The following is a 21,015-nucleotide window of genomic DNA, read 5'->3' as shown; positions in this document are numbered from 1 at the left end:
TCACTTCTCTGTCGTGTTTTGGTTGTCTGGAGTCTTCTCAGCCATGAAAAAAGTATTGATTGCAAACCGTGGCGAGATCGCCGTCCGAATCATCCGTGCCTGCACGGACCACGGCCTCAAAAGCGTGGCGGTGTATGCCGACGCCGATATCGACGCGCTGCATGTGCGCATGGCCGATGAGGCCTATGCGCTCGAAGGCCAGCGCCCGGCAGAGACCTATCTGGACATCGCCAAGCTGATGGCAGTGGCGCAAAAGAGTGGCGCAGATGCGGTGCACCCGGGCTATGGTTTCCTGTCCGAAAACGCCGCCTTTGCCCGCGCCGTGATCGGTGCCGGCCTGACCTGGGTCGGCCCACCGCCTTCGGCCATTGAGCAGCTGGGCGACAAGGTGCAGGCGCGCAAGCTGGCGCTGAGCGTGGGGGCACCACTGGTGGCAGGCACGCCTGAGCCGGTCAAGGACGTCTCCGAAGTGCATGCCTTTGCGCGTGACCATGGTCTGCCGATTGCGGTCAAGGCTGCGTTTGGTGGTGGGGGCCGTGGCATCAAGGTGATCTGGAAGGCCGAGGACATCGACGAGCTGTATGCCGCTGCAGTGCGCGAGGCGGTGACCGCCTTTGGTCGCGGCGAGTGCTTTGTCGAGCAGTTCCTGGACAAGCCTCGCCACATCGAAGCCCAGGTGATGGCCGACCAGCACGGCAATGTGCGGGTGCTGGGTACGCGCGACTGCTCTTTGCAGCGCCGCAACCAGAAGCTGGTCGAAGAGGCGCCAGCGCCTTTCCTGAGCACCGAGCAGCGCGAGCGCATCCACCAATCGGCCCGCGAGATCTGCCAGGCCGCTGGCTATGTGGGCGCCGGCACGGTGGAATACCTGCTGAGCCAAAGCGGCTCCATCTCGTTCCTGGAAGTCAACACCCGCTTGCAGGTGGAGCACCCCGTAACCGAAGAGACCACCGGTACCGACCTGGTGCGCCTGCAGTTCCGCGTGGCCGAAGGCGAAGTGCTGGCCGACACCACGGTGCCTGCACCCCACGGCCATGCCTTTGAGTTCCGCATCAATGCCGAAGATGTGGGCCGTGGCTTCCTGCCCGCCCCTGGTCTGGTGACCCGCTTTGAGGCCCCATCGGGCCCGGGCGTGCGCGTCGATAGCGGTGTGGAATCCGGCTCGCAAGTGGCGGGCCAGTTCGATTCCATGCTGGCCAAGCTGATCGTCTGGGGCCCCAGCCGCGAAGTGGCCGTGCAACGCGCACGCCGCGCGCTCAAGGAGTTCAAGATCGAAGGCGTGCCGACCGTGCTGCCTTTCCACGAAGCGGTGATGGCGCATGCCGACTTCATCAACGGCGAGCACTTTGGCGTGCACACCCGCTGGATCGAAACCGAGCTGATGCCCCAGTGGGACGCCCAGCCCGAAACCCGTCCACAGCCCGCCGCCACCGCTGGCCTGCAGCGCGTCGCCATCGAGCTCGACGGCCGCCGCGTGATGCTGGGCCTGCCCGCATCGCTGTTGTCCGGCCTGTCGGCCCCTGGCGCTGCCCCAGCGCCCGTGGAAGCAGCTGTGGACGAGAAGGCTGTGACCGCCGCCTCTGCCGGCACGCTCACGACCTGGAAGGTCGCCGACGGCGCCACCGTGCAAGAGGGCGAGCTGATCGCCGTGATGGAAGCCATGAAGATGGAAATGCAGATCAACGCCCCCCGCGCTGGCCGCATCAGCCTGAAGGTGGAAGCGGGCAGCTACCAGGCTGCCGGTGCGGTGATTGCACGTATCGACTAAGCCGTTTTTTTGACGGTGGCCGAGAGCCGCGCTGCCTTTGGGTTGCGCGGCTTTTTTGTTGGGCTAGCGCGCTGTTGGATGGCTACCGCCATCGTAGACACGGGCTGCCGAGACGCGGACATCACTTGCACGAACTCTGGGCAATGTTACGGCGTGACCAAAAATGGTACGTGGATTGTTCTATGCGAACGAATGACGCCCTGGGCGCGGCTCAGTCATGTCGCCTCAGTGAAATACAAAATAACTATTGAAATTAATTAAAAATAAACTTTTGCTATATAAGTGTGCCTGTGAAATTCACGTAGCTCAGATGGTGATCGACTTCAGCTCTGAGCACCCACAACATGATGTCAATAATTGAGGAAAACGATGCGTGGACTGAAGGAATTTTTGCTTTGCACCGCACTGGTTGCTACGCTGGCAGGGTGCAAGGTATCGGTTAATACTGGTAGCGGAAGCCGACTTGAGGGTGCTGGCGTGGTTTTTATCGTGCCCTTGCAGTCGGCCGAGTCTCAGTATGGAACAGGTGGAATCAATTACCGGAGTGACACCATCACGGCCAGTACCGATGGCAAGCATCTCATCGTCAACGGCAAATCGTATGGCTCGGTACAAGCCGGAGATGTAGTAGACCTGAGCGATGTGCGGGTCATCAAGGTGAATGCCCAGCCTCGTGCCCCCAGTGTGGATTGATCGGGCGTGTTGATCGTTTGAGAAACGGATCAATTCAGACCGGCCAGTTAGCACTTGGCTGCGCTGGGATTTCTTCCCAGTCAGGTAACCAATCTCATGGGTCTTATGTCTGGATCATCGCATGCGATAGAAGGGGTATTGAAGGGTTTCCTTAGCGCTTCGACACATGCGCAGTCCTCGATAGTACAAAAAGGGCTGAAGGTGCAGTGAATGCATACATCGAGTAAGCTGTTTGTCAACTGAGGCCAAAAGTCGAGCCGCTTTTTTTTAGGCTCATGGTTTTCAAATTCTTCGCAGCCCTCAGATGGTTAGAACATTAAACTGCTTGACAAACAGATAAACACTTGATATCATTTTCGTCCTTAGGACGTAAATGATATCAAGTGACTAAAATTTCAGATTCGCCTGAGATCTTGAGCGCGCTCATCAAACCGATCCAAGAACGATTGGGAGGATGGGCGAAGCCCGTCGTCACGGCATATGAGTTGGGCGTTTTGGTCGCGACCCACGCGACCAATGAACCAGCGTCACTGTCGTTATACACAAGGGTGGTTGATACCTTGTCAGCATTTGGTTTGATTTCGGCAGCCAAAGGGTTCAAGGCGGGGACTGTTTTCCAACTGTTTGGACATAACAAGCCTCTGCCCATGGAGGTGGCCTGCGCCGTCGACCCCTTTGCTTACGTCAGCCATCTGAGTGCGATGGAGTACCACGGCATTACCGATCGCTTTTCCAAGATTCTGTACCTGTGCACGCCAACTGATCGCGAGTGGAAAGAGCAAGCGGCCGCACGTATGGAAAAGGAGCTCAAGACACGCAAGACAAGCTATCTTGCTGCCAAGTTGCCTACGTTGAAATTTCAGAAATTGGAGCGCATCGATGGGATGCGGGTCGAGCTGGTTCGCCGCTCGCATCGTGGTGCTTTCAAGACGATCAAGTCACCGTCTGTTCGGGTGGCAATGGTCGGGCGAACTTTCCTAGACATGCTCCGTGAACCGGACCTCTGTGGTGGAATGCAGCATGTCATTGATACGTACCGGGAATATGCGGCCAAGTATCTGCAGCTCATCGTTGAGGAGGTGGATAGGCACGGCACCTTGATTGAGCGTTCCCGCGCTGGCTATCTGCTGGAAACCGTGTGTGGCCTGTCTGATCCGCTCATCAGTGCCTGGGCGTCTCAGGTGCAAAGAGGAGGCTCGCGAAAGCTAGATCCGCAGGCTGAATATGCGCCTTTTTTCTCTGAGCGCTGGGCGCTTTCAGTGAACGTACCGTCGCTAGATGGAACGCAACCCAACACCGAGTGAATATGAACGAAGTGGACATTGAGGCCTGGGTGGCGCGCGCGCCACGAGGGCAGCAGGGCTTTCGAGAGGCGGTGCATATCATCCTCGACGGCATTGGCCATTCCAGAAATCTGAGTGCCAAGATGGTGATGAAAGGCGGGCTGCTGCTGGCTATCCGGTATGACAGCTCCCGCTACACCCGGGACTTGGATTTTTCGACCAAGGACATGTACAGCGCTGAGAGTGCAGAGGTACTTTTGAAAGAGCTGCAAGCGGGGCTGGTTGCTGCGGAGAATCGACTGTCCTATGGCACGCTATGCCGCTTGCAGTCGCATACGGTTCAACCAAAAGGCGAGAACAAGACACACCATAGCCTGGCATTGAAAATCGGCTTTGCGAACCGAAGCCATGCCGGGCAGGTCGCTCGTTTGCAGGCGGGTAGTGCAGCGCAAGTTGTGGAAATCGACTACAGCTTCAATGAGGTTGTATTCGATGTGGAAGTGCTGGCGTTGGATGGTGGTGCAAGCATACATTCCTATACCTTGAACAATGTGCTGGCGGAGAAGATGCGCTCGTTGCTTCAGCAGCCTATTCGAAGAAGAAACCGCCGGCAGGACGTCTATGACATCTGGCTATTGCTGCGGTCAGGGCCTCCACTGACCGCTGAAGATTTCGCCAAGATATATGAGATCTTGCTGGCTTCTTGCGGCTCTAAAGGCATCGTCCCAAATATTCACTCCATGGAGTCGGAAGATGTGATTGACATGGCGCGCACTGGATACCAGGATCTGGCGGCAGACGTCGATGAAGAACTGCCTCCGTTCGATGAGGCGATGGCTGAGGTAATTGCGCTGTACCGCGCGCTGTCGTGGCCGCACTAGGCCCCTTGGGAACCTGAAACAGAAATCTCCACTACATCCCCCCGGCTGCCCGTCGCCAGCTCATGGTAGATGTCGTAGAGGTACTGACCCAGATCGCTGGCAGGTAGATCGGCGGGCACCGCCAGTTGGACGGGAGCGCGTTTGCCGTCCTGCCCGACGGCATAGCAGCGCCAGCCGCTAGGGCAGGGCTCCAGATCGAGGATGCGGCCAAAGACGTTAAAGCGGTGTCGGGGCATGGGCAAGCGATGTGGCGGGGTGGATGGACTAGCCGAGCGTAACCGAGGCCGTTTTGCCAGGTATGAAGATGGATGGCTGTTCAGAGACAGGCCCATGCGCGATGAGGCCATCGGCCTGCAAAGTCAATATCTTCTCTGGCAGGTAGAGATGCCACAGGGGGTCGTCGGCACTGGCATCAGCATGTGGCCAAACACGCAATTGGCCGCCCTGGTCAAAATCAAAAATGGTCTCAGTGCGCGCATGCAGAAGCTGCACGCTTGAGATGCATTGCCCTTGCAGAAGTGCAGCCACTTTTTGAAGCGCTTCACGGGATTGCTCGGAGTGCTGCAGAGGCTTGCCTTCTTCGGAGTATTCCCACGCACCCATCTCGATCCAAAGCAGGAAATCGCCTTGCACATCAGCACTTCTGCGTTGCATGGATAAGCGTTTGGCATTCGGCACAGGTTCACGCACCACGATCCGAGGCTGGCCGAAATGGAGGGATAACCAGCTGCCATAGTTGGCGGTGCATTGCCAACAGGGCTGCGCAGCCAGAAGGCTGAAATGCTCTGCGAGCAATGAGGTTGTGGGGTGCATGCCAGGACTATGCTGTTGGTTGAACCAGCAGGGCTGGCAAGCCAACAAGGGTAGCGCCACTGTCATCCCTGCGCAAGGCGGCTGATCAGATAGCGCCCAATCAAGGTAGTCCTTATTGCTTGGCTAGCGCAGCTACTAGCGCTCGCCTTCCTGTCTCGCAAACACCCGGCTGAGCTGCTGGCGCTGGATGCGGCGGTGGATGGTCGAGCGGTTGACGCCCAGCAGGCGGGCGGCTTCGGAGACGTTGCCTTGGCACTGGGCGAGTACCTGCTCCAGCGTGGCGGTATTCAAGGTACGGCCTTCCACTGCGGCACCTGCCAAAGCTGCATCGCTGACCGCGTCCTGCCCCTGCACAGCAGCCGGGCTGCGCTGCAGCGCATCGGGCAGGTGTTCCAGGTCGATCTGTTGCTCGGCCAGCGCGGCGGCATAGCGCAGGGCATTGTGCAGCTCGCGCAGATTGCCGGGCCAGTGGTGGGCGCGCAGGGCGGCCTGTGCCGGCCCGCTCAGGCGCAGGCTGCAGCCCAGGGCGGCGAGCATGTGCTCGGCCAGGGCCAACAGGTCGCTGCGCTCGCGCAGGGCGGGCAGTTGCAGCTCGGCAGCGTTTAGGCGGTAGAGCAGGTCGGCGCGGAACTGGCCGCTGTGGGCCAGCTCGGCCAGCGGCCTGTGCGATGCGGAGATGACGCGGATATCGACCTTCTGCGGCGCCCGCGCGCCCAAGGGCGTGATTTCGGATTCGGACAGCACGCGCAGCAGCTTGGCCTGCAGGGCCAGCGGCATGTCGCCGATTTCATCGAGGAATAGGCTGCCTTGGTGCGCGGCCTCGATCAGGCCGGCGCGGCCTTTGTGCGCGCCTCCGGTCCAGGTGCCGGGCAGGTAGCCAAACAGCTCGCTCTCCAGCAGCGCCTCGGGGATGGCCGCGCAGTTGATGGCGACAAAGGCACCGCTGCGGCCACTGGCGGCATGCAGCGCGCGGGCCAGAAACTCCTTGCCGCTGCCGGTCTCGCCTTGCAGCAGCACCGGCAGGTCTTGCGGCGCCAGGCGGGCGGCCTTGTGCAGCAGCTGGCCCATGGCGGCGTCGCCGGTGTTCAACGCCTGCAGCGGGGCGGGCAAGCTTGGGCGTGGGCTGGCCTGCGCGTTGCTGCGCGGCTGGGGTGGCAGCGCATGGGCAAACCAGATGCTGCCATCACGGGCGCGCAGGATGCGCTCTTGCGCCGGGCGGTTGCGCATCAGCTGCGGCAGGGCCTGCAGGTCGGTGTCAAAAAAACGGCCCAGCGGCTGGCCGGTCTGCAGCGGTTGCTGGCGCCAGTTCAGCCCGGCAATGGCGGCCAGCATGCGGGTGGCGGCATGGGTCATGGCGCGGATGCGGCCCCTCGCGTCGATGCTGAGGGCCGCATCGGCATCGACATCCAGAAAGTCTGGCGACTGCGCTAGGCGCAGCACCCAGTCGCTGCCCGATTGGGCCATCAGGTTGGCGAGCTCCACCCGGCGCACGGCAGCGGTGACCAGGTGCAGCGCCATCTGTTGGCTGGCGCGGGCGGCGGGCGAGCGCAGCAGGGACAGGTCCAAAACGGCCGCCAGCTGGCCTTGCAGGTCATAGATGGGCGCAGCGGTACACGACAGCGTCGTGTGGGTGAAGTCGAAATGGTCGCTCTGGTGTACGGTCAGCGCCTCGCCGGTGGCCAGGCAGGTGCCAACGGCCGAAGTGCCGGCGACATCCTCGCGCCACTGTGCGCCCAGGTAGAGGCCGGCGCTGCGCAGGTCGATGGCGTGGCTGTCATGGCCCAAAAAATCGACGGCGATGCCGTGGCGGTCGGCCAGCAGCAGCACATAGTCCAGGCCCTTGAGTTGTTGGTAGAGCCGCTCCAGCCCGCTGCGGGCAATGCGGATCAGCGGCTCGGACTCTTCGCGGTGGGCGCGCAACTGGCCTGCCGGCACGATATGGGCTTCGCTGGTGCGGCTCGGGTCCAGCCGGTGCTGGTCGATGCAGCGGCGCCAGCTGCCCAGCACCGCTCGGTCGCGTGTCTCCCCTTGCAGCGGGTAGCCCATGCCAAAGGCTTCGAGCTCCTGGACATGGGCGGTATAGCTGTGGATGGGCATGGCGGGTCTCCTGCAATCACCGGGCTGATTCTGTGCCCGCGCCCCGGTGATGCCAATCAGGCTTACCCGCAACAGATGCTGCAGTGCAAAAGGGCGCATGCAACAGGTGTTGCATCGGCCGCGGCAGTGTGCGCGCCATCCCGCTGCTGGCAAACCCGCAGCGCGCAGCCCTTGTGCGAGGAGGTTGCGGTGCAGCATCGCGCCCTGGCATGGGGCTTGCAAAACAGCACTGCCACGGCCGCAGAGCCGCTGCGACATCACCATAAAAAGGAGACATGCCATGACAAGCGCTAACCAGAATGCCACCACCCCAGCCATGCCCACTGCGGCGGGTACACCGACAGCCCGCGCGCAAGCGGTGCTGGACCAGCTCAACCAGGCCTTGGCCGCCCGCGATTTTGCAGCGGCCAGCCAGCTGTTTGCCGAGGACTGCTACTGGCGCGACCTGGTGCTGCTGACTTGGAACCTCAAGACCTGCGAAGGCCCGGCGCAGGTGGCCGACATGCTGGCCGCCCAGTTGGATGCCGCCGCGCCGCTGGTGCTGCAGCTGGATCCGAAGGAAGAGGTGACGGAGGCCAATGGTGTGTTGAGCGCCTGGCTGGTAGTGGATGCGCGCCATGCGCGGGGCCTGGGCCATCTGCGTATCCGCGATGGCCGCATCTGGACCTTGCTGACCACCATTCAGGAGCTGAAAGGCTTTGAAGAGGCCCTCGGCCTGCGCCGCCCGATGGGCGCCGAGCACGGCATACGCAGGGGCCGCCAGACCTGGCTGGACCGCCAGCAGGAAGAGGCCGAGACCCTGGGCGAGAGCCGCCAACCCTATGTGCTGGTGATAGGTGGCGGCCAGGGCGGTATTGCACTGGGCGCGCGGCTGCGCCAGCTGGGCGTGTCGCACATCGTCATTGACCGGCAGCCGCGCCCCGGCGACCAATGGCGCAACCGCTACAAATCGCTGTGCCTGCACGACCCGGTCTGGTACGACCACCTGCCCTACATTCCCTTCCCCGATCACTGGCCGGTGTTTGCGCCCAAGGACAAGATTGGCGATTGGCTGGAGATGTACACCCGGGTGATGGAGGTGAACTACTGGTCGTCCACCCAATGCCTGGGCGCGCGCTATGACGAAGCCGCGCAGGAGTGGGAGGTGACGGTGGAGCGCGAGGGCCGCAAGATGGTGCTGCGCCCCCAGCAGCTGGTGTTTGCCACCGGCATGTCGGGCAAGGCCAACATCCCCCGCATCGAAGGCCAGGAGCGCTTCCGGGGCGAGCAGCAGCACTCGTCCCAGCATTCGGGGCCCGAGGCCTATGCCGGCAAGAAAGTGGTCGTGATCGGGGCCAACAACTCGGCCCACGACATCTGCGCAGCGCTCTGGGAGCATGGGGCCGATGTGACCATGGTGCAGCGCTCGTCGACCCACATCGTGCGCTCGGATTCGCTGATGGACATTGGCCTGGGCGATCTGTACTCGGAGCGCGCGGTGGCCAGCGGCATGACCACCAAGAAGGCGGACCTGGTGTTTGCCTCGCTGCCCTACCGCATCATGGCCGACTTCCAGGTGCCGCTGTATGACCGCATCCGCGAGCGCGATGCGGAGTTCTACCGCCAACTTGAAGCGGCAGGCTTTATGCTGGACTTTGGCGACGATGAATCGGGCCTGTTCATGAAGTACCTGCGCCGCGCCTCGGGCTACTACATCGATGTGGGCGCCTGCGACCTGGTGATCGACGGCAGCATCAAGTTGCAAGCAGGCGAGAACAAGGGCATCAGCCACCTCACTGAAAACGCTGTGGTGCTGAGCGATGGCACCGAGCTGCCGGCCGACCTGGTGGTCTATGCCACCGGCTATGGCTCGATGAATGGCTGGGTGGCCGACCTCATCAGCCAGGAGGTGGCCGACAGGGTCGGCAAGGTCTGGGGTTTGGGATCGGACACCACCAAGGACCCCGGCCCCTGGGAGGGCGAGCAGCGCAATATGTGGAAGCCCACCCAGCAGCCGCAGCTGTGGTTCCATGGCGGCAACCTGCACCAGTCGCGCCACTATTCGCTCTACTTGGCATTGCAGCTCAAAGCGCGGCAGGAGGGGTTGGCAACGCCCGTCTATGGCCTGCAGCAGGTACACCATCTTCGCTGATGGGGAGGTAAGTGGGGGCTGCCGCGCTGCAGGCGTGGGCGCGGCGCCGCAGATTGTGAGGAATTGGGACCTGGCGCCAGCTATGGCCGATGGCTGACACCGGCAGGCGCTGCATCAATGCCAGAATCGGGCGATGGTGACACAAGACTCGACGCTCGCCCAGCGGGTGCAGCGCAAGCTCAATCCTTTCCGCCCCTTCTACCATGCCGCCGATCAATGGCTGGCAGCCGATGGCTTGCGCATGAGCGCGGCCATGTCCTTCTACGGCATGCTGAGCCTGGCGCCGCTGCTGCTGCTCTTGGTGGGGGTGCTGGGCTGGTGGCTCGACCGCTCCTACATCGAGAGCAATCTGATCCACCAGGTCGAGGACGTGATGGGCTCGCAAGTGGCTGAGGTGGTGCGCGGCGCGCTGTCGAGCGCGCAGACCAAGTCGCAGGGGCTGATTGCCTCGGCAATTGGTTTTGTGATGCTGCTCTCGGGCGCGACGGGGGTGTTTGTAGAGCTGCAGACCTCGCTGGAGCGGCTGTGGAACCATGGCGAAAAGGTGGACAAGAGCGATACGCCCTGGTGGTACTCGCTGGTGCAGCGGGTGCGGGGCCTGGGCTACATCCTGGTGCTGGGCTTTTTGATGCTGATATCGCTGGTCCTCACCACCATGCTGAGCATGACCACGCGCTGGGCGGGTGCTGTGCTGCATGTGGAGGCGCCCGGCATGCTGCTGGGTGTCATCAACGAGAGCGTGTCCTTTCTGATCACCGTAACCTTGTTTGTCGGCATGATGCGCATCGGTACTGGCACCAAGCCCCGACTGCGTTTTCTGATTGCGGGCGCTGCCATTGGCGCGTTCTTGTTCACCATCGGCAAGCAGGTGCTGGCCTGGTATCTGTCCACCGCTGCGGTCGTCTCGGCCTATGGTGCTGCTGGCTCGCTGGTGGTGCTGCTGATGTGGATCTACTTCTCGTCCGCCATTCTGCTGTTTGCCGCCAGCTGCGCCCGCGCGCTGAACAGCGCCGATGTGGCGCTACATGGCAAAGGGAGCAATGCGCAGGCAGAGGACAGCCCGCAGCAGCGGCCCACGGCCGAGCAGGCGGCTACAGTGGATTTTCAGATCTAGAGATGCTCTGCCCCAACAACAATGCGCCCGAGGGCGCATTGTTGTTGGAGGATACGGCCGATTTGGGCCGATCTTGGCCGATCTTTAGTGGCCGTGGGCTTTCACACCAAAGCCTTCTGCGCGGGTGTCATGCCGCATAAAGAACACCAGCGCAAAGGCCACCACTGCCAGCGATGCCAGGAACATCACAGCATAGACATCGTTGCCCATCTTGTCCTTCAAGGTGCCGAAGATGGTGGGGCCGATATAACCGCCCAGGTTGCCGATGGAGTTGATCCAGGCGATGCCGGCTGCGGCCGCGGTACCGCTCAGGAAGGCGGTGGGCAAAGTCCAGAAAGTAGGCAGCGCGCTGAAGATGCCAAAGGCGGCCAAGGTGACCGCAGCCATCTTGGGCACAGGTGCGGCGGTGTTGGCGGCAATCAGCAGGCCGGCGACGATGCACGCCAGCGGAATCAGCACAAACCATTTGCGCTCCTTCATGCGGTCGGAGCCGCGCGTCCAGAAGATCATCGCAATCGCGCCAACCAGGTAGGGGAAGGCGTTGATGAAGCCAACCTGCACATTCGACAGGCCACCAAAGCCCTTGATGATCTGCGGCAGGAAAAAGCCCAGGCCATACAGCGGCACGGTGATGCCCATGTAGACAAATCCCAGCGCAATCACCTTGGGGTTGAGCAGGGTCTGCTTCCAGTGGATCTTGTGGATGGATTCGCGGTTCTGGCGCTCCGCTGCCAGGGTCTGGTCCAGCCAGGCGCGCTCTTCGGTGGTCAGCCACTTGGCATCTTGCGGGCCGTCGGGCAGGTAGAACAGCACGACAAAGGTCAGGAAGATCGCTGGCAGCGCCTCCAGAATGAACAACCACTGCCAGCCATGCATGCCGCCCATGCCATCCATGTCGAGGATCAGCCCGGAGATGGGTGCGCCGATCACCGTGGAGATGGGAATGGCGAACATGAACCAGCCGACGATGCGTGCGCGGTAAGCCGCCGGAAACCACAAGGTGATGTAGAAGATCACGCCGGGGAAGAAACCGGCCTCGGCAATGCCGAGCAAAAAGCGCACCACGTTAAAGCTGGTCGCCCCGCCCACCCAGGCCTGCGCAGCCGACAGAATGCCCCAGCTGAACATGATGCGGGCGATCCATTTGCGGGCGCCAAATCGCTCCAGCGCCAGGTTGCTGGGCACCTCGCAGAGAAAGTACGACAGGAAGAAAATGCCGGCCGCGCTGCCAAAAACTGCCGCACTGAAGCCCAGGTCCTTGGACATGCTGGCCCCGGCAAAGCCGATGTTGACCCGGTCGAGGTAGGCGATGAAGTAGCAGACCATCAGCAGCGGCAATAGCCGCCAACTGATCTTGGAAATCGTGCGCTGTTCGAGGGTGTCCATGTTTGTCTCCGATGCTGTTATGGGTTGGGATGTCGGATGGTTTGCTACGCTTTTAATAGCTATGTATACACATGTATCTATAGCCAGCGCACTTTTGACTCCCGGGCATGGCTCGGGGTCGCCGCTATTGTGCGCTTCGTGCGCATGCGCCGCAATGGCTTCGGAGACAGATGCAAAACGCCCCGCGCAGCGGAAGCTGGCGGGGCGTAACAGGAGCGCTGTGGGGGCGTTGAAGGGAGCTGGAGACGCCCCTGCGGAATCAGCCGATCTTCATCGAGCCGGTATCGAGAAAGCGCTGGTGCCAGGACAGCGCCTCGGTCAGGATGTGCGGCGTGTGCAGGCCGGCGGACTGCTGCATCGCGCGGTCCACATAGTCTTGCAGCATGGGGCGGAAGTCCGGGTGCGCGCAGCGCTCGATGATGACCTTGGCGCGCTGCTTGGGCGAGAGGCCGCGCAGATCGGCCAGGCCCTGCTCGGTGACGATGATCTGCGTGTCGTGCTCGGTATGGTCCACATGCGAGCACATCGGCACGATGCAGGAGATCTGGCCGTTCTTGGCGACCGAGGGGGTGACGAAGAAAGACAGAAAGCCGTTGCGGGCAAAGTCGCCACTGCCGCCAATGCCGTTCATCATGCTCGAACCCATCACATGGGTGGAGTTGATGTTGCCGTAGATATCGGCCTCGATCATCGAGTTCATCGCGATCACGCCCAGGCGGCGCACCAGCTCGGGGTGGTTGGAGATCTCCTGCGGGCGCAGGATGATGCGGTCGCGGTAGAAGTCGATGTTCTCCTCGAAATCGCGGTAGGCCGCAGACGACAGCGAGATGGAGGTGGCCGAGGCGCGCGCCATCTTGCCGCTGCGCAGCAGGTCCAGCATGCCGTCCTGCAGCACCTCGGTAAAGCCCAGCAGGTTGTCGAAGGGGCCCGTCAGCAGGCCGGCCAGCACCGCGTTGGCGACATTGCCCACACCGGACTGGATGGGCAGCATCTCCTGGGGCAGGCGGCCCATCTTCATCTCGTGCGACAGAAAATCGATGATCGACGCGGCGATGGTGTTGGAGTTGGCGTCCGGCGCGGCAAACACATTGTCGCGGTCGCCCTTGTGGGTCTCGACCACGGCGACGACCTTGTCCAGGTCCACCTTCAAATAGGGCTGGCCAATGCGGTCATCGGCATGGGTCATGCTGATCGGCACGCGGCGCGGCGGGATGGCGGTGCCGTAGTAGATGTCGTGCATGCCTTCCATCTTGGCGGGCGGCTTGGTGTTCACCTCCAGGATCACCATGTCGGCAATCTCCAGCCAGGTCTTGTTGTTGCCCACGGCGGTCGACGGGATCAGCAGGCCATCGGCCGTCACGCCCAGCACTTCGACCACCGCCACATGCATGTGGCCCAAGAAGCCGAACCAGGCATGCTGGGCGACGTGGGACAGGTGCATGTCGATGAAGTCGATCTCGCCGGCATTGATGGCCTTGCGCGCGATCGGGTCGGTGTTGAAGGGCAGGCGCTGGCCGATGGCGCCGGCCTCGGCCAGCACGCCATCGCATTCGGCTGCGGTGGACGCCCCGGTCCAGACATTGAGCTTGTAGGGCCGTCCTGCCGCGTGCTCAGCCTTGGCATGGGCTGCTATGGCCTGGGGCAGGGCCTTGGGGTAGCCAGCGCCAGTAAAGCCGCTCATGCCCACATTGGCACCGGCGGGGATCAGCGCGGCTGCCTCGGCTGCGGACATGATGCGGGCGTGCAGCGCGCTGCAGCGCACATGGTCATTCAAAGGCATGGGGGGAGACTCCAGAACAGTGTTTTCGTTATTGTCTACAGATGCACCCCAGCGGCAAAGGCCGAGGGGCGAAGCGGGCAAATCTTAGCAGTCGTTGCCAACGAAACCATTCGGAATCGGGGAATACCCGAGTTGTGGATAAGTGCTACTTCGTTGTCAAAATATTGTTGCACTGCAACAATTTAGCGCATAAAAAAAGCCCGGGACAACCGGGCTTTGGCAGGGGCAGTGCGCCGCTCAGCGCTTGTCGCCGCGGTTGAGCAGTTGGTAGAGGATGATCGCGCCAAAGGTCGCGGTCCCGATGCCACCCAGTGCAAAGCTGCCGAACTTCAAGGTGAAGTCGCCGGTGCCGATGATCAGCGTAATGGCTGCGACGATCAGGTTCTTGTTCTGCGAAAAGTCCACCCGGTTCTCGACCCAGATCTTGGCACCGGCAATGGCGATCAGGCCAAACACGACGATGGACACACCGCCCATCACTGGCAGCGGAATCGCCTGGATCAGCGCGCCGAACTTGGGCGAGAAGCCCAGCACCAGCGCAATCAGGCCCGCCACCATGAACACGGCGGTGGAGTAGATGCGGGTGGCGGCCATCACGCCGATGTTCTCTGCATAGGTGGTCACGCCCGTGCCGCCCACGCCGCCGCTTACCATGGTGGCCACGCCATCACCGATAAAGGCCCGGCCCATGTACTGGTCCAGGTTGCGGCCGGTCATCGCCGTCACGGCCTTGATGTGGCCCAGGTTCTCAGCCACGAGGATGATCACGATCGGGGCGATCAGCACCATCGCATGCGGGCTGAACTGTGGGGCTGAGAAATTGGGCCAGCCGATCCATGCGGCCGAGGCCAGGCCCGACAGATCGACCGGCTTGCCCATGCCCAAGCCATTGGTCAGGATGGCGTAAATGATGGACGCGGCAATCAGGCCCACCAGGATCAGCAGGCGCTGCACCATGCCGCGTGCCAGCACGGCCACCAGGCCCACGCTGACAAAGGTCATCGCCTGCATCCAGCTTTCAAAGTTGTTGCTGGCCATGTTCTTGATCGGGACCGTGGCCAGGTTCAGGCCGATCACCGCAACGATGGCGCCGGTCACCACCGGCGGCATAAAGCGTTCGATCCAGCCCGTGCCCACCGCTTGCACGATAAAGCCGATCAAGGTGTAGAGCAGACCGCAGGCAATGATGCCGCCCAGCGCCATGCCGATATTGGCATTGGGCCCCGAGCCGGCATAACCGGTGGCGGCAATCACCACACCGATGAAGGCAAAGCTGGACCCCAGATAACTGGGTACCCGGCCGCCGGTGATCAAAAAGAAGATCAAAGTGCCGACGCCACTCATCAAAATGGCGACATTGGGGTCAAAACCCATCAGAATGGGCGCCAGAATGGTCGAGCCAAACATGGCGATGACATGCTGCACCCCCATGATCGAGGTTTGCGGCCAGGGCAGGCGCTCGTCGGGCGCGACGACATCGTCAGCGCCCGGGCGCACTTCACGCCAGCGGGGAAGGAAAGAGTCAGACATGGTTGGGCAGGCCGCTTGCAGGGACAGCGCCAGAGGGCGTTGTTGCAGGCACGCTAGAGAAAAGGTGCTGCATCATAGTGAATTTGTCATACCTTGTAGAGAGAGGGAAACTCTCTAAGCAGGACCGATGCAGGGACTGCAGGGTCCCGGGCGCAGAGGCCGGCATACCAGGTGTGGCGCCGTAGCACTGGCCTGATGGGCTAATGCAATAGATAATCACAATGACATTGAGAACAAATACGGCTGGTTGCCTGCAGCAACCTGCCCGTCTAGGGAGAGGGTTTCCATGAACTGTGTGCAATGTGGCGAGGCATTGGATGCGAGCGCCAAATTCTGTCGAAAATGCGGCTGTAAGGTACCGGCCGTACTGGCGCCTGAGGCGGCAGCCAGTGCCCGCGCTGCGCCGGTAGCCGCCTATGCCACCTGTCCCGATTGTGGCGCCCTGTGCAACGGCCAGGCGCTGTTTTGCAAGCAGTGCGGATGCCGTTTTGAAGAAACCCCCGGTTTCCAGGACACGGCCCCGGATTGGGATACCCCGCTGAGCGTGGCCGAAGAAAAGGCCATCCTGGTCTTTGGCAATGTGCAGGACAGCTCCGAGCCATCCTCCACCATGCCCGGTGAACGCATCCAGACCAGCGCCGCGATGGTGATTGGTGGCACGGCCGCCCAGTCGGCCGCCGCCGTGCCAGCACCCGCATTGCGCGAACCCGAAGCCCCACTGTGGGAGCCGGAGGCTGCTGCCAAGCGCCCCAACGCTGCGGCACCTGAGCCGGGCCTGCGCCCCCGCACTAGCCCCAACGCCAGCGCCAACCTGCGCAACCCCATGCCCGAAGCCCCCGCGCCCCAAAGCGGCCAGGGGCTGCGTATCGTTTTGGCGTTGCTGGGCGTGGTGGTGTTGGCCGGAGGCGGTGCCTGGTGGTGGAAGAGCCAACAGGGCCGCCCCGCTGCCGGTGCGGCCGTGGCGGCGCCTAGCGTCTCCGCACCCACGGCGCCGGTGGCTGCCGATGCGGCCCTGCCGGTAGAGGCCGCAGCGCCCGCCATGGTCGAAACCGATGCCGCGCTCGCCCCGAACGAAACCCTGGTGGCGCCAGCGCCCGCTGAGGATGCGGTGGCCGCTGCCGTCGCCGTCGAAGAAGCGGCTGCCCCGGCGCCCGCCGCAGCGCCGGCCCGCCCAGCGCCGCGCAAGCCGGCGCGTCCCCAGACCTTGGATGATTTGTTGAATTGAAGGAGAGCCCTGTGAAGCTGTTGATGAAAATGTCCGCCCTGGTGTCGGTGCTCGCGCTGGCGGGCTGCGTGGCCCCTCCGCCAGAACCTGCGCCCGTCGTGGCGCCTGCCGTGCCCGTACAGGTCGAGTGCGGCATCGCATCGCCGCCCGGCTGCCGTGAGCCGGCCGTGCCGCCCGCGCTGCTGACCTGGGAGCAAAAGATGAAGGGCGAGGCCGACCAGGCCGAGGCCCTGCGCGTTCGCGCGGTCGAATCGATGTCGGCACTGCCGGTCAAGCAGCGCATCTCGGGCAGCAAGACCACCACCACCGAGCAAGTCTTCAGCAGCAGCCAGTCGCCTGCCACGCGCGCCATGCCGGTGCTCGATGCCGTCTCGCTGGATCTGCCCTGGGCCGCCAAATCCCGCCAGGAGCACAAGGATGCGATGGTCGCCATCAAGGACATCGCCACGATGATGGCCGACAACCGCGGCGGCGCCACGATCTTTGTCACCGTCTCGCCGCGCGATCTGCGCGCCAAGAAGGTCAACACCAACTCCGGCACCGCGCCCACCGAGGCTGGTAATCCGGTCGAGGTCAAGAAATCGGCCGACAAGAATGTGCCGCCCGGCATTGAGCACTTTGTGATCCAGGCCAAACCCTGGCCCAGCCGCATCGACTGAGCACCCCTAAGCCCGCCACCCACGCCCTTGCAAGGGCGCCGGCGGGGCGCAATACGCTAACCACGACCAAGGAAACGCAGATGTCTTCCCCGAAATCGATGCTGAAGTCCATTGACTTTGGCCAACTGATGCGAGCGGCCGAGGGCCTGACCCAGTGGCGGGTGCTCGGCCTGTCTTTTCTGACCTGGTTGGCCGGTGGCCTGGTGATGGTAGGCGGCCAGATGCTGGCCACCCGCGCGAGCAGCATGCTGCTCGCGCTGCTGTTCTTCATCATTGCCTCGGTCGTCTTCTCGGCCGGCATGTCGGCGGTCGGCATCCTGCTGCAGGACAAGGCCAAGGATGTGGAACAGCGCAGCATGGCAGACGCCATCCGGGCCGGCCTGATGTGTGTGCCGCGTTTCATCCTGTTTGGTCTCTTGGTGCTGGCCGTGGTGCTGGGTCTTTGCCTGGTGGCGGCCATTGTGTATTTCATCTGCAAGATCCCCTTCATCGGGCCGATCCTGCTGTTCTTTGCCCACCCGGTGATGGTGATCGCCGCCTCGGTGTTCTTCATCGCGCTGTACTGGGTGGCGGCGCCCTTGCTGGCCCCGGCGATCTGGGACGGCCGCTCGCTGCGCCGCGCCGTGTCGCTGGTGCTGGCCGTCGTGCGCACGCGCCTGGTGCCGCTGGTGCTGATGCTGCTGGCGCTGTACATCGTCATCACCGTCATCACCCTGGTGGTGTTTACCGGCTTCATCCCCGGCTTTGCCTACATGACGGCGATTGCCAGCGCCATGATTGGCCCCAGCATGATGGCCTCGATGGGCGGCATGGGCAACGCTGCCGCCTTTGGCGCGATGGCCAGCAGCGGCCATATGCTCGCCGGTACCTTGTCGACCGTGATCCTGTTTGCCGTGCTGATGGCGCTGACCATGCAGGTGATGATCATGGGCGTGAACATCATCTATCTGATGGTCACCGATGGCCTCGATGAGCAAGGCACTGAAGAGAGCCTGCAGGCCGGCATTGACCTGGCCCGCGAGAAGGCCCGCCAGGCCCAGGGCATGGCCCGTGAAGCCGCCGACAAGGTGCGCCACGCCACGCACCTGGATGGCCATGGCCACCACCCGCCAGGTGCCGCGCGTGCGCCGGCCGCGCCAGTGGCTCCTGCCGCTCCCGTGGCGCCCGTCACTGACATTTTTGCCCCGGTGGCCCCGCCCGCACCCGTGTCCACCCCGGCGCCCGCACCGGTAGCGCCCCTGGCTCCAACGCCTGCGCCGCTAGCGCCCGTGGCACCCGCTCCGGTGGTGGCGCCTGTAGCCCCGGCCCCCGTGCAGCCGCCCGTCGCAGCCGCACCGGTGCTGGGCGCCGCAGTGGCAGCCACTGGCGCAGCGGCGCTGCCACCAGCGGCCGCAGCGCTGGCCCCGCCAAACCTGCCTGCGCCCGCTGCGGCGCCTGCGGCTGACGCGCCCCTGCTGCGCTGCCGCAGTTGCTTTGAAGTGGTGGCGGCTGACGACGTCTTCTGCGGCCACTGTGGCTTTCAGCTGAAGTGATGGCAGCACCATCCAACCGGGGCGCGAAAGCGCCCTTTTTCATGCATTCGACTTTTGAATGCAGCGCAGGCTCATTGGTAAAAGAGTGTTGTCAAACCGGGCAAAACGGCGGAGGGCTGCGGCGTTTCACGTCAGGCAGGTTACACTTTGCCGATTCATGTCCAGTAACTAGATCGGCTTATAACCATGTCAGGTGAAACGACCCAGCGCAGCGGTTTCGATATGAAAAGCGCCCAGTTGCCGGTGGTTGCATTCGCGTTGCGTTCGGCTGACCTGGAGCAGCTGGCGCAGGAGTTTGTCGAACGTTTTGGCAGCGATTCCACGTTCTTCGACCATGACCCGGTGCTGATCGATCTGGCGCATCTGCGCGAGGCCGACGAGGACATCGACTTTGTGGCCCTGGTGGCCTTGCTGCGCGAGTACCGCACGACGCCGGTGGCGGTGCGCGGTGGCAGCGAGGCGCAGATGGCCAGCGCCTATGCGGCCGGCCTGATTGCCGCGCCGGAGGCGGCACCGGTCCGCAAGGCCGCTGAGCCCGAGGTGCGCGAGGTTGAAGTCGAGGTGATCAAGGAAGTGCAGTTGCCAGCCAAGGCCAGCCTGCGCGTCGACAAGCCGATGCGCTCGGGCCAGCAGGTCTATGCCTCGGGCAGCGATGTGATCGTCAACGCCATCGTCAGCTTCGGTGCCGAGGTGATTGCTGATGGCAATGTCCATGTCTACGGGCCTTTGCGGGGCCGGGCCGTGGCGGGCGCAAGGGGTGACAAAACCGCGCGCATCTATTGCACCTGTTTTGAGCCGCAGCTGGTGTCCATCGCGGGCATCTACCGCACGGTGGAATCGGATTGGCCCGCCGAGTTGGCGGGTAAGGCCGCCGTGGTGCGGCTCGAAGGTGAGAAACTGCTGATCGAGCCGCTGTAACCGGCACAAGGGGACAGCCCGCGCTGGGCTTAGGACATTTGAGGACGTAAAGGGAACGGATCGAAAGATGGCAAAAATCGTCGTTGTAACTTCCGGCAAGGGCGGAGTTGGAAAAACTACCACCAGTGCAAGCTTTGCGGCCGGACTGGCACTGAGCGGCCACAAAACTGCGGTGATCGACTTCGATGTCGGCCTGCGCAATCTGGACCTGATCATGGGCTGCGAACGCCGCGTGGTCTATGACCTGATCAATGTGATCCAGGGCGAGGCCAACCTCAACCAGGCCCTCATCAAGGACAAGCAGCTGGAGAACCTCTACATCCTGGCCGCGTCGCAGACGCGTGACAAGGATGCGCTGACGCAGGAGGGGGTCGAGAAGATCCTCAAGGACCTGGCCGCGATGGACTTTGACTACATCGTCTGCGATTCGCCCGCCGGTATCGAGAGCGGCGCCTTGATGGCCATGCACTTTGCCGATGAGGCGCTGGTCGTCACCAACCCCGAAGTGTCGTCCGTGCGTGACTCGGACCGCATCCTGGGCATGCTGAGCTCCAAGACCAAGCGCGCGATTGATGGCGAAGACCCCATCAAGGAACACCTGCTGATCACCCGCTACAACCCCAACCGGGTGCAGGACGGCCAGATGCTGTCGCTGGAAGATATCCAGGACATTCTGCGCATTCCGCTGATCGGTGTGATTCCCGAATCGGAATCGGTGCTGCAGGCCTCCAACCAGGGCACCCCTGCGATCAACCTGAGCCAGACCGATGTGTCTGAAGCCTACAAGGATGTCGTGTCGCGCTTTCTGGGCGAAGACAAGCCGATGCGCTTTATCGACGCACAAAAGCCTGGTTTCTTCAAACGTATTTTCGGGAGGTGAGTCCGATGTCCTTGCTGTCCCTGTTCTTGGGTGAAAAGAAGAAGACCGCTTCGGTCGCCAAGGAGCGGCTGCAGATTATTTTGGCGCGGGAGCGCACGGGCCGCAGCAATAACCAGCCCGACTATCTGCCGGCCCTGCAAAAAGAGCTGATGGCCGTGATCGCCAAGTACGTGTCCATCAATCCAGATGACGTCCGAGTCAACCTGGAGCGACAAGACAATCTGGAAGTTCTCGAGGTAAAAATCGAGCTGCCAGACAAGTAAGTTTGTGGGTTCTTGATTCTTGGGTGTTTGGGCGCTGTGACGGCGTCTAGCGCTTGAGGGGC

18 protein-coding genes are annotated in these 21,015 nt (G+C 62.6%); 12 read left to right on the top strand and 6 right to left on the bottom strand.

Annotation, left to right across the window (positions count from 1 at the left end; genetic code table 11):
• Window positions 1-43 precede the first annotated feature (43 nt).
• The 4 genes from HS961_RS02080 (at window position 44) to HS961_RS02065 (ending at window position 4,625) form a co-directional block, all read left to right on the top strand.
• Entirely contained in the window at window positions 44-1,768 is a 1,725-nt protein-coding gene (locus tag HS961_RS02080) for an acetyl/propionyl/methylcrotonyl-CoA carboxylase subunit alpha (protein ID WP_182326151.1), read from the top strand.
• Window positions 1,769-2,137: 369 nt separating this feature from the next.
• The gene (locus tag HS961_RS02075) at window positions 2,138-2,461 is read left to right on the top strand and encodes a hypothetical protein (protein WP_182326150.1); all 324 of its coding nucleotides are present in this window, start codon (window positions 2,138-2,140) and stop codon (window positions 2,459-2,461) included.
• Window positions 2,462-2,874: 413 nt separating this feature from the next.
• Complete coding sequence (locus HS961_RS02070; protein ID WP_238347749.1) at window positions 2,875-3,765, top strand: type IV toxin-antitoxin system AbiEi family antitoxin domain-containing protein; 891 nt, start codon at window positions 2,875-2,877, stop codon at window positions 3,763-3,765.
• A gap of 2 nt (window positions 3,766-3,767) precedes the next feature.
• Complete coding sequence (locus tag HS961_RS02065) at window positions 3,768-4,625, top strand: nucleotidyl transferase AbiEii/AbiGii toxin family protein (protein ID WP_182326148.1); 858 nt, start codon at window positions 3,768-3,770, stop codon at window positions 4,623-4,625.
• Here HS961_RS02065 and HS961_RS02060 read toward each other — a convergent pair.
• The 3 genes from HS961_RS02060 to HS961_RS02050 form a co-directional block, all read right to left on the bottom strand.
• A complete protein-coding gene (locus tag HS961_RS02060) occupies window positions 4,622-4,861 on the bottom strand; it encodes a DUF7661 family protein (RefSeq protein ID WP_182326147.1) in 240 nt (79 codons plus the stop codon). The genes HS961_RS02065 and HS961_RS02060 overlap by 4 nt on opposite strands.
• A 28-nt stretch (window positions 4,862-4,889) precedes the next feature.
• A complete protein-coding gene (locus tag HS961_RS02055) occupies window positions 4,890-5,438 on the bottom strand; it encodes a hypothetical protein (protein ID WP_182326146.1) in 549 nt (182 codons plus the stop codon).
• 135 nt (window positions 5,439-5,573) lie between these two features.
• Window positions 5,574-7,535, bottom strand: a complete 1,962-nt coding sequence (locus tag HS961_RS02050) for a sigma-54-dependent Fis family transcriptional regulator (protein WP_182326145.1) — start codon at window positions 7,533-7,535, stop codon at window positions 5,574-5,576.
• Window positions 7,536-7,851: 316 nt separating this feature from the next.
• Here HS961_RS02050 and HS961_RS02045 point away from each other — a divergent pair, with 316 nt between their 5' ends.
• Both HS961_RS02045 and HS961_RS02040 read left to right on the top strand, forming a co-directional pair.
• Window positions 7,852-9,666: an NAD(P)/FAD-dependent oxidoreductase gene (locus HS961_RS02045; protein ID WP_182328077.1), complete on the top strand. Its 1,815-nt coding sequence runs from the start codon at window positions 7,852-7,854 to the stop codon at window positions 9,664-9,666.
• Window positions 9,667-9,799: 133 nt separating this feature from the next.
• Window positions 9,800-10,780 (top strand): YihY/virulence factor BrkB family protein, encoded by a 981-nt coding sequence (locus HS961_RS02040; RefSeq protein ID WP_182326144.1) that lies wholly within the window; start codon window positions 9,800-9,802, stop codon window positions 10,778-10,780.
• Window positions 10,781-10,864: 84 nt separating this feature from the next.
• On the opposite strand, the gene HS961_RS02035 is transcribed toward HS961_RS02040, so the two are convergent.
• The 3 genes from HS961_RS02035 to HS961_RS02025 all read right to left on the bottom strand — a co-directional run bounded on the left by HS961_RS02035 (window position 10,865) and on the right by HS961_RS02025 (window position 15,476).
• Window positions 10,865-12,166, bottom strand: a complete 1,302-nt coding sequence (locus HS961_RS02035) for an MFS transporter (RefSeq protein ID WP_182326143.1) — start codon at window positions 12,164-12,166, stop codon at window positions 10,865-10,867.
• A gap of 259 nt (window positions 12,167-12,425) precedes the next feature.
• Complete coding sequence (locus HS961_RS02030; protein WP_238347748.1) at window positions 12,426-13,946, bottom strand: acetyl-CoA hydrolase/transferase family protein; 1,521 nt, start codon at window positions 13,944-13,946, stop codon at window positions 12,426-12,428.
• A 237-nt stretch (window positions 13,947-14,183) separates the two neighbouring features.
• On the bottom strand, window positions 14,184-15,476 hold the full coding sequence (locus HS961_RS02025) for a solute carrier family 23 protein (protein ID WP_182326142.1): 1,293 nt from the start codon (window positions 15,474-15,476) through the stop codon (window positions 14,184-14,186).
• Between the two features lie 286 nt (window positions 15,477-15,762).
• Here HS961_RS02025 and HS961_RS02020 point away from each other — a divergent pair, with 286 nt between their 5' ends.
• The 6 genes from HS961_RS02020 (at window position 15,763) to minE (ending at window position 20,953) form a co-directional block, all read left to right on the top strand.
• Window positions 15,763-16,701, top strand: a complete 939-nt coding sequence (locus HS961_RS02020) for a zinc ribbon domain-containing protein (protein ID WP_182326141.1) — start codon at window positions 15,763-15,765, stop codon at window positions 16,699-16,701.
• A gap of 11 nt (window positions 16,702-16,712) precedes the next feature.
• The gene (locus tag HS961_RS02015) at window positions 16,713-17,360 is read left to right on the top strand and encodes a hypothetical protein (protein WP_182326140.1); all 648 of its coding nucleotides are present in this window, start codon (window positions 16,713-16,715) and stop codon (window positions 17,358-17,360) included.
• 80 nt (window positions 17,361-17,440) lie between these two features.
• Window positions 17,441-18,892, top strand: coding sequence for a hypothetical protein (locus HS961_RS23685; RefSeq protein WP_272956284.1), 1,452 nt, complete (start codon window positions 17,441-17,443; stop codon window positions 18,890-18,892).
• Window positions 18,893-19,078: 186 nt separating this feature from the next.
• Window positions 19,079-19,810: a septum site-determining protein MinC gene (gene minC, locus HS961_RS02005; RefSeq protein ID WP_182326139.1), complete on the top strand. Its 732-nt coding sequence runs from the start codon at window positions 19,079-19,081 to the stop codon at window positions 19,808-19,810.
• 67 nt (window positions 19,811-19,877) lie between these two features.
• On the top strand, window positions 19,878-20,690 hold the full coding sequence (gene minD / locus HS961_RS02000) for a septum site-determining protein MinD (protein WP_182326138.1): 813 nt from the start codon (window positions 19,878-19,880) through the stop codon (window positions 20,688-20,690).
• 5 nt (window positions 20,691-20,695) lie between these two features.
• Window positions 20,696-20,953 carry a cell division topological specificity factor MinE gene (gene minE, locus HS961_RS01995; protein ID WP_021027472.1) on the top strand — a complete coding sequence of 86 codons (258 nt, stop codon included), beginning with the start codon at window positions 20,696-20,698 and terminating at the stop codon, window positions 20,951-20,953.
• The last annotated feature ends 62 nt before the right edge of the window (window positions 20,954-21,015 follow it).

Origin of the sequence: Comamonas piscis (assembly GCF_014109725.1) — a bacterium.
Classification (GTDB): Bacteria; Pseudomonadota; Gammaproteobacteria; order Burkholderiales; family Burkholderiaceae_C; genus Comamonas; species Comamonas piscis.
This window is presented reverse-complemented; position numbering and strand designations above follow the sequence as displayed.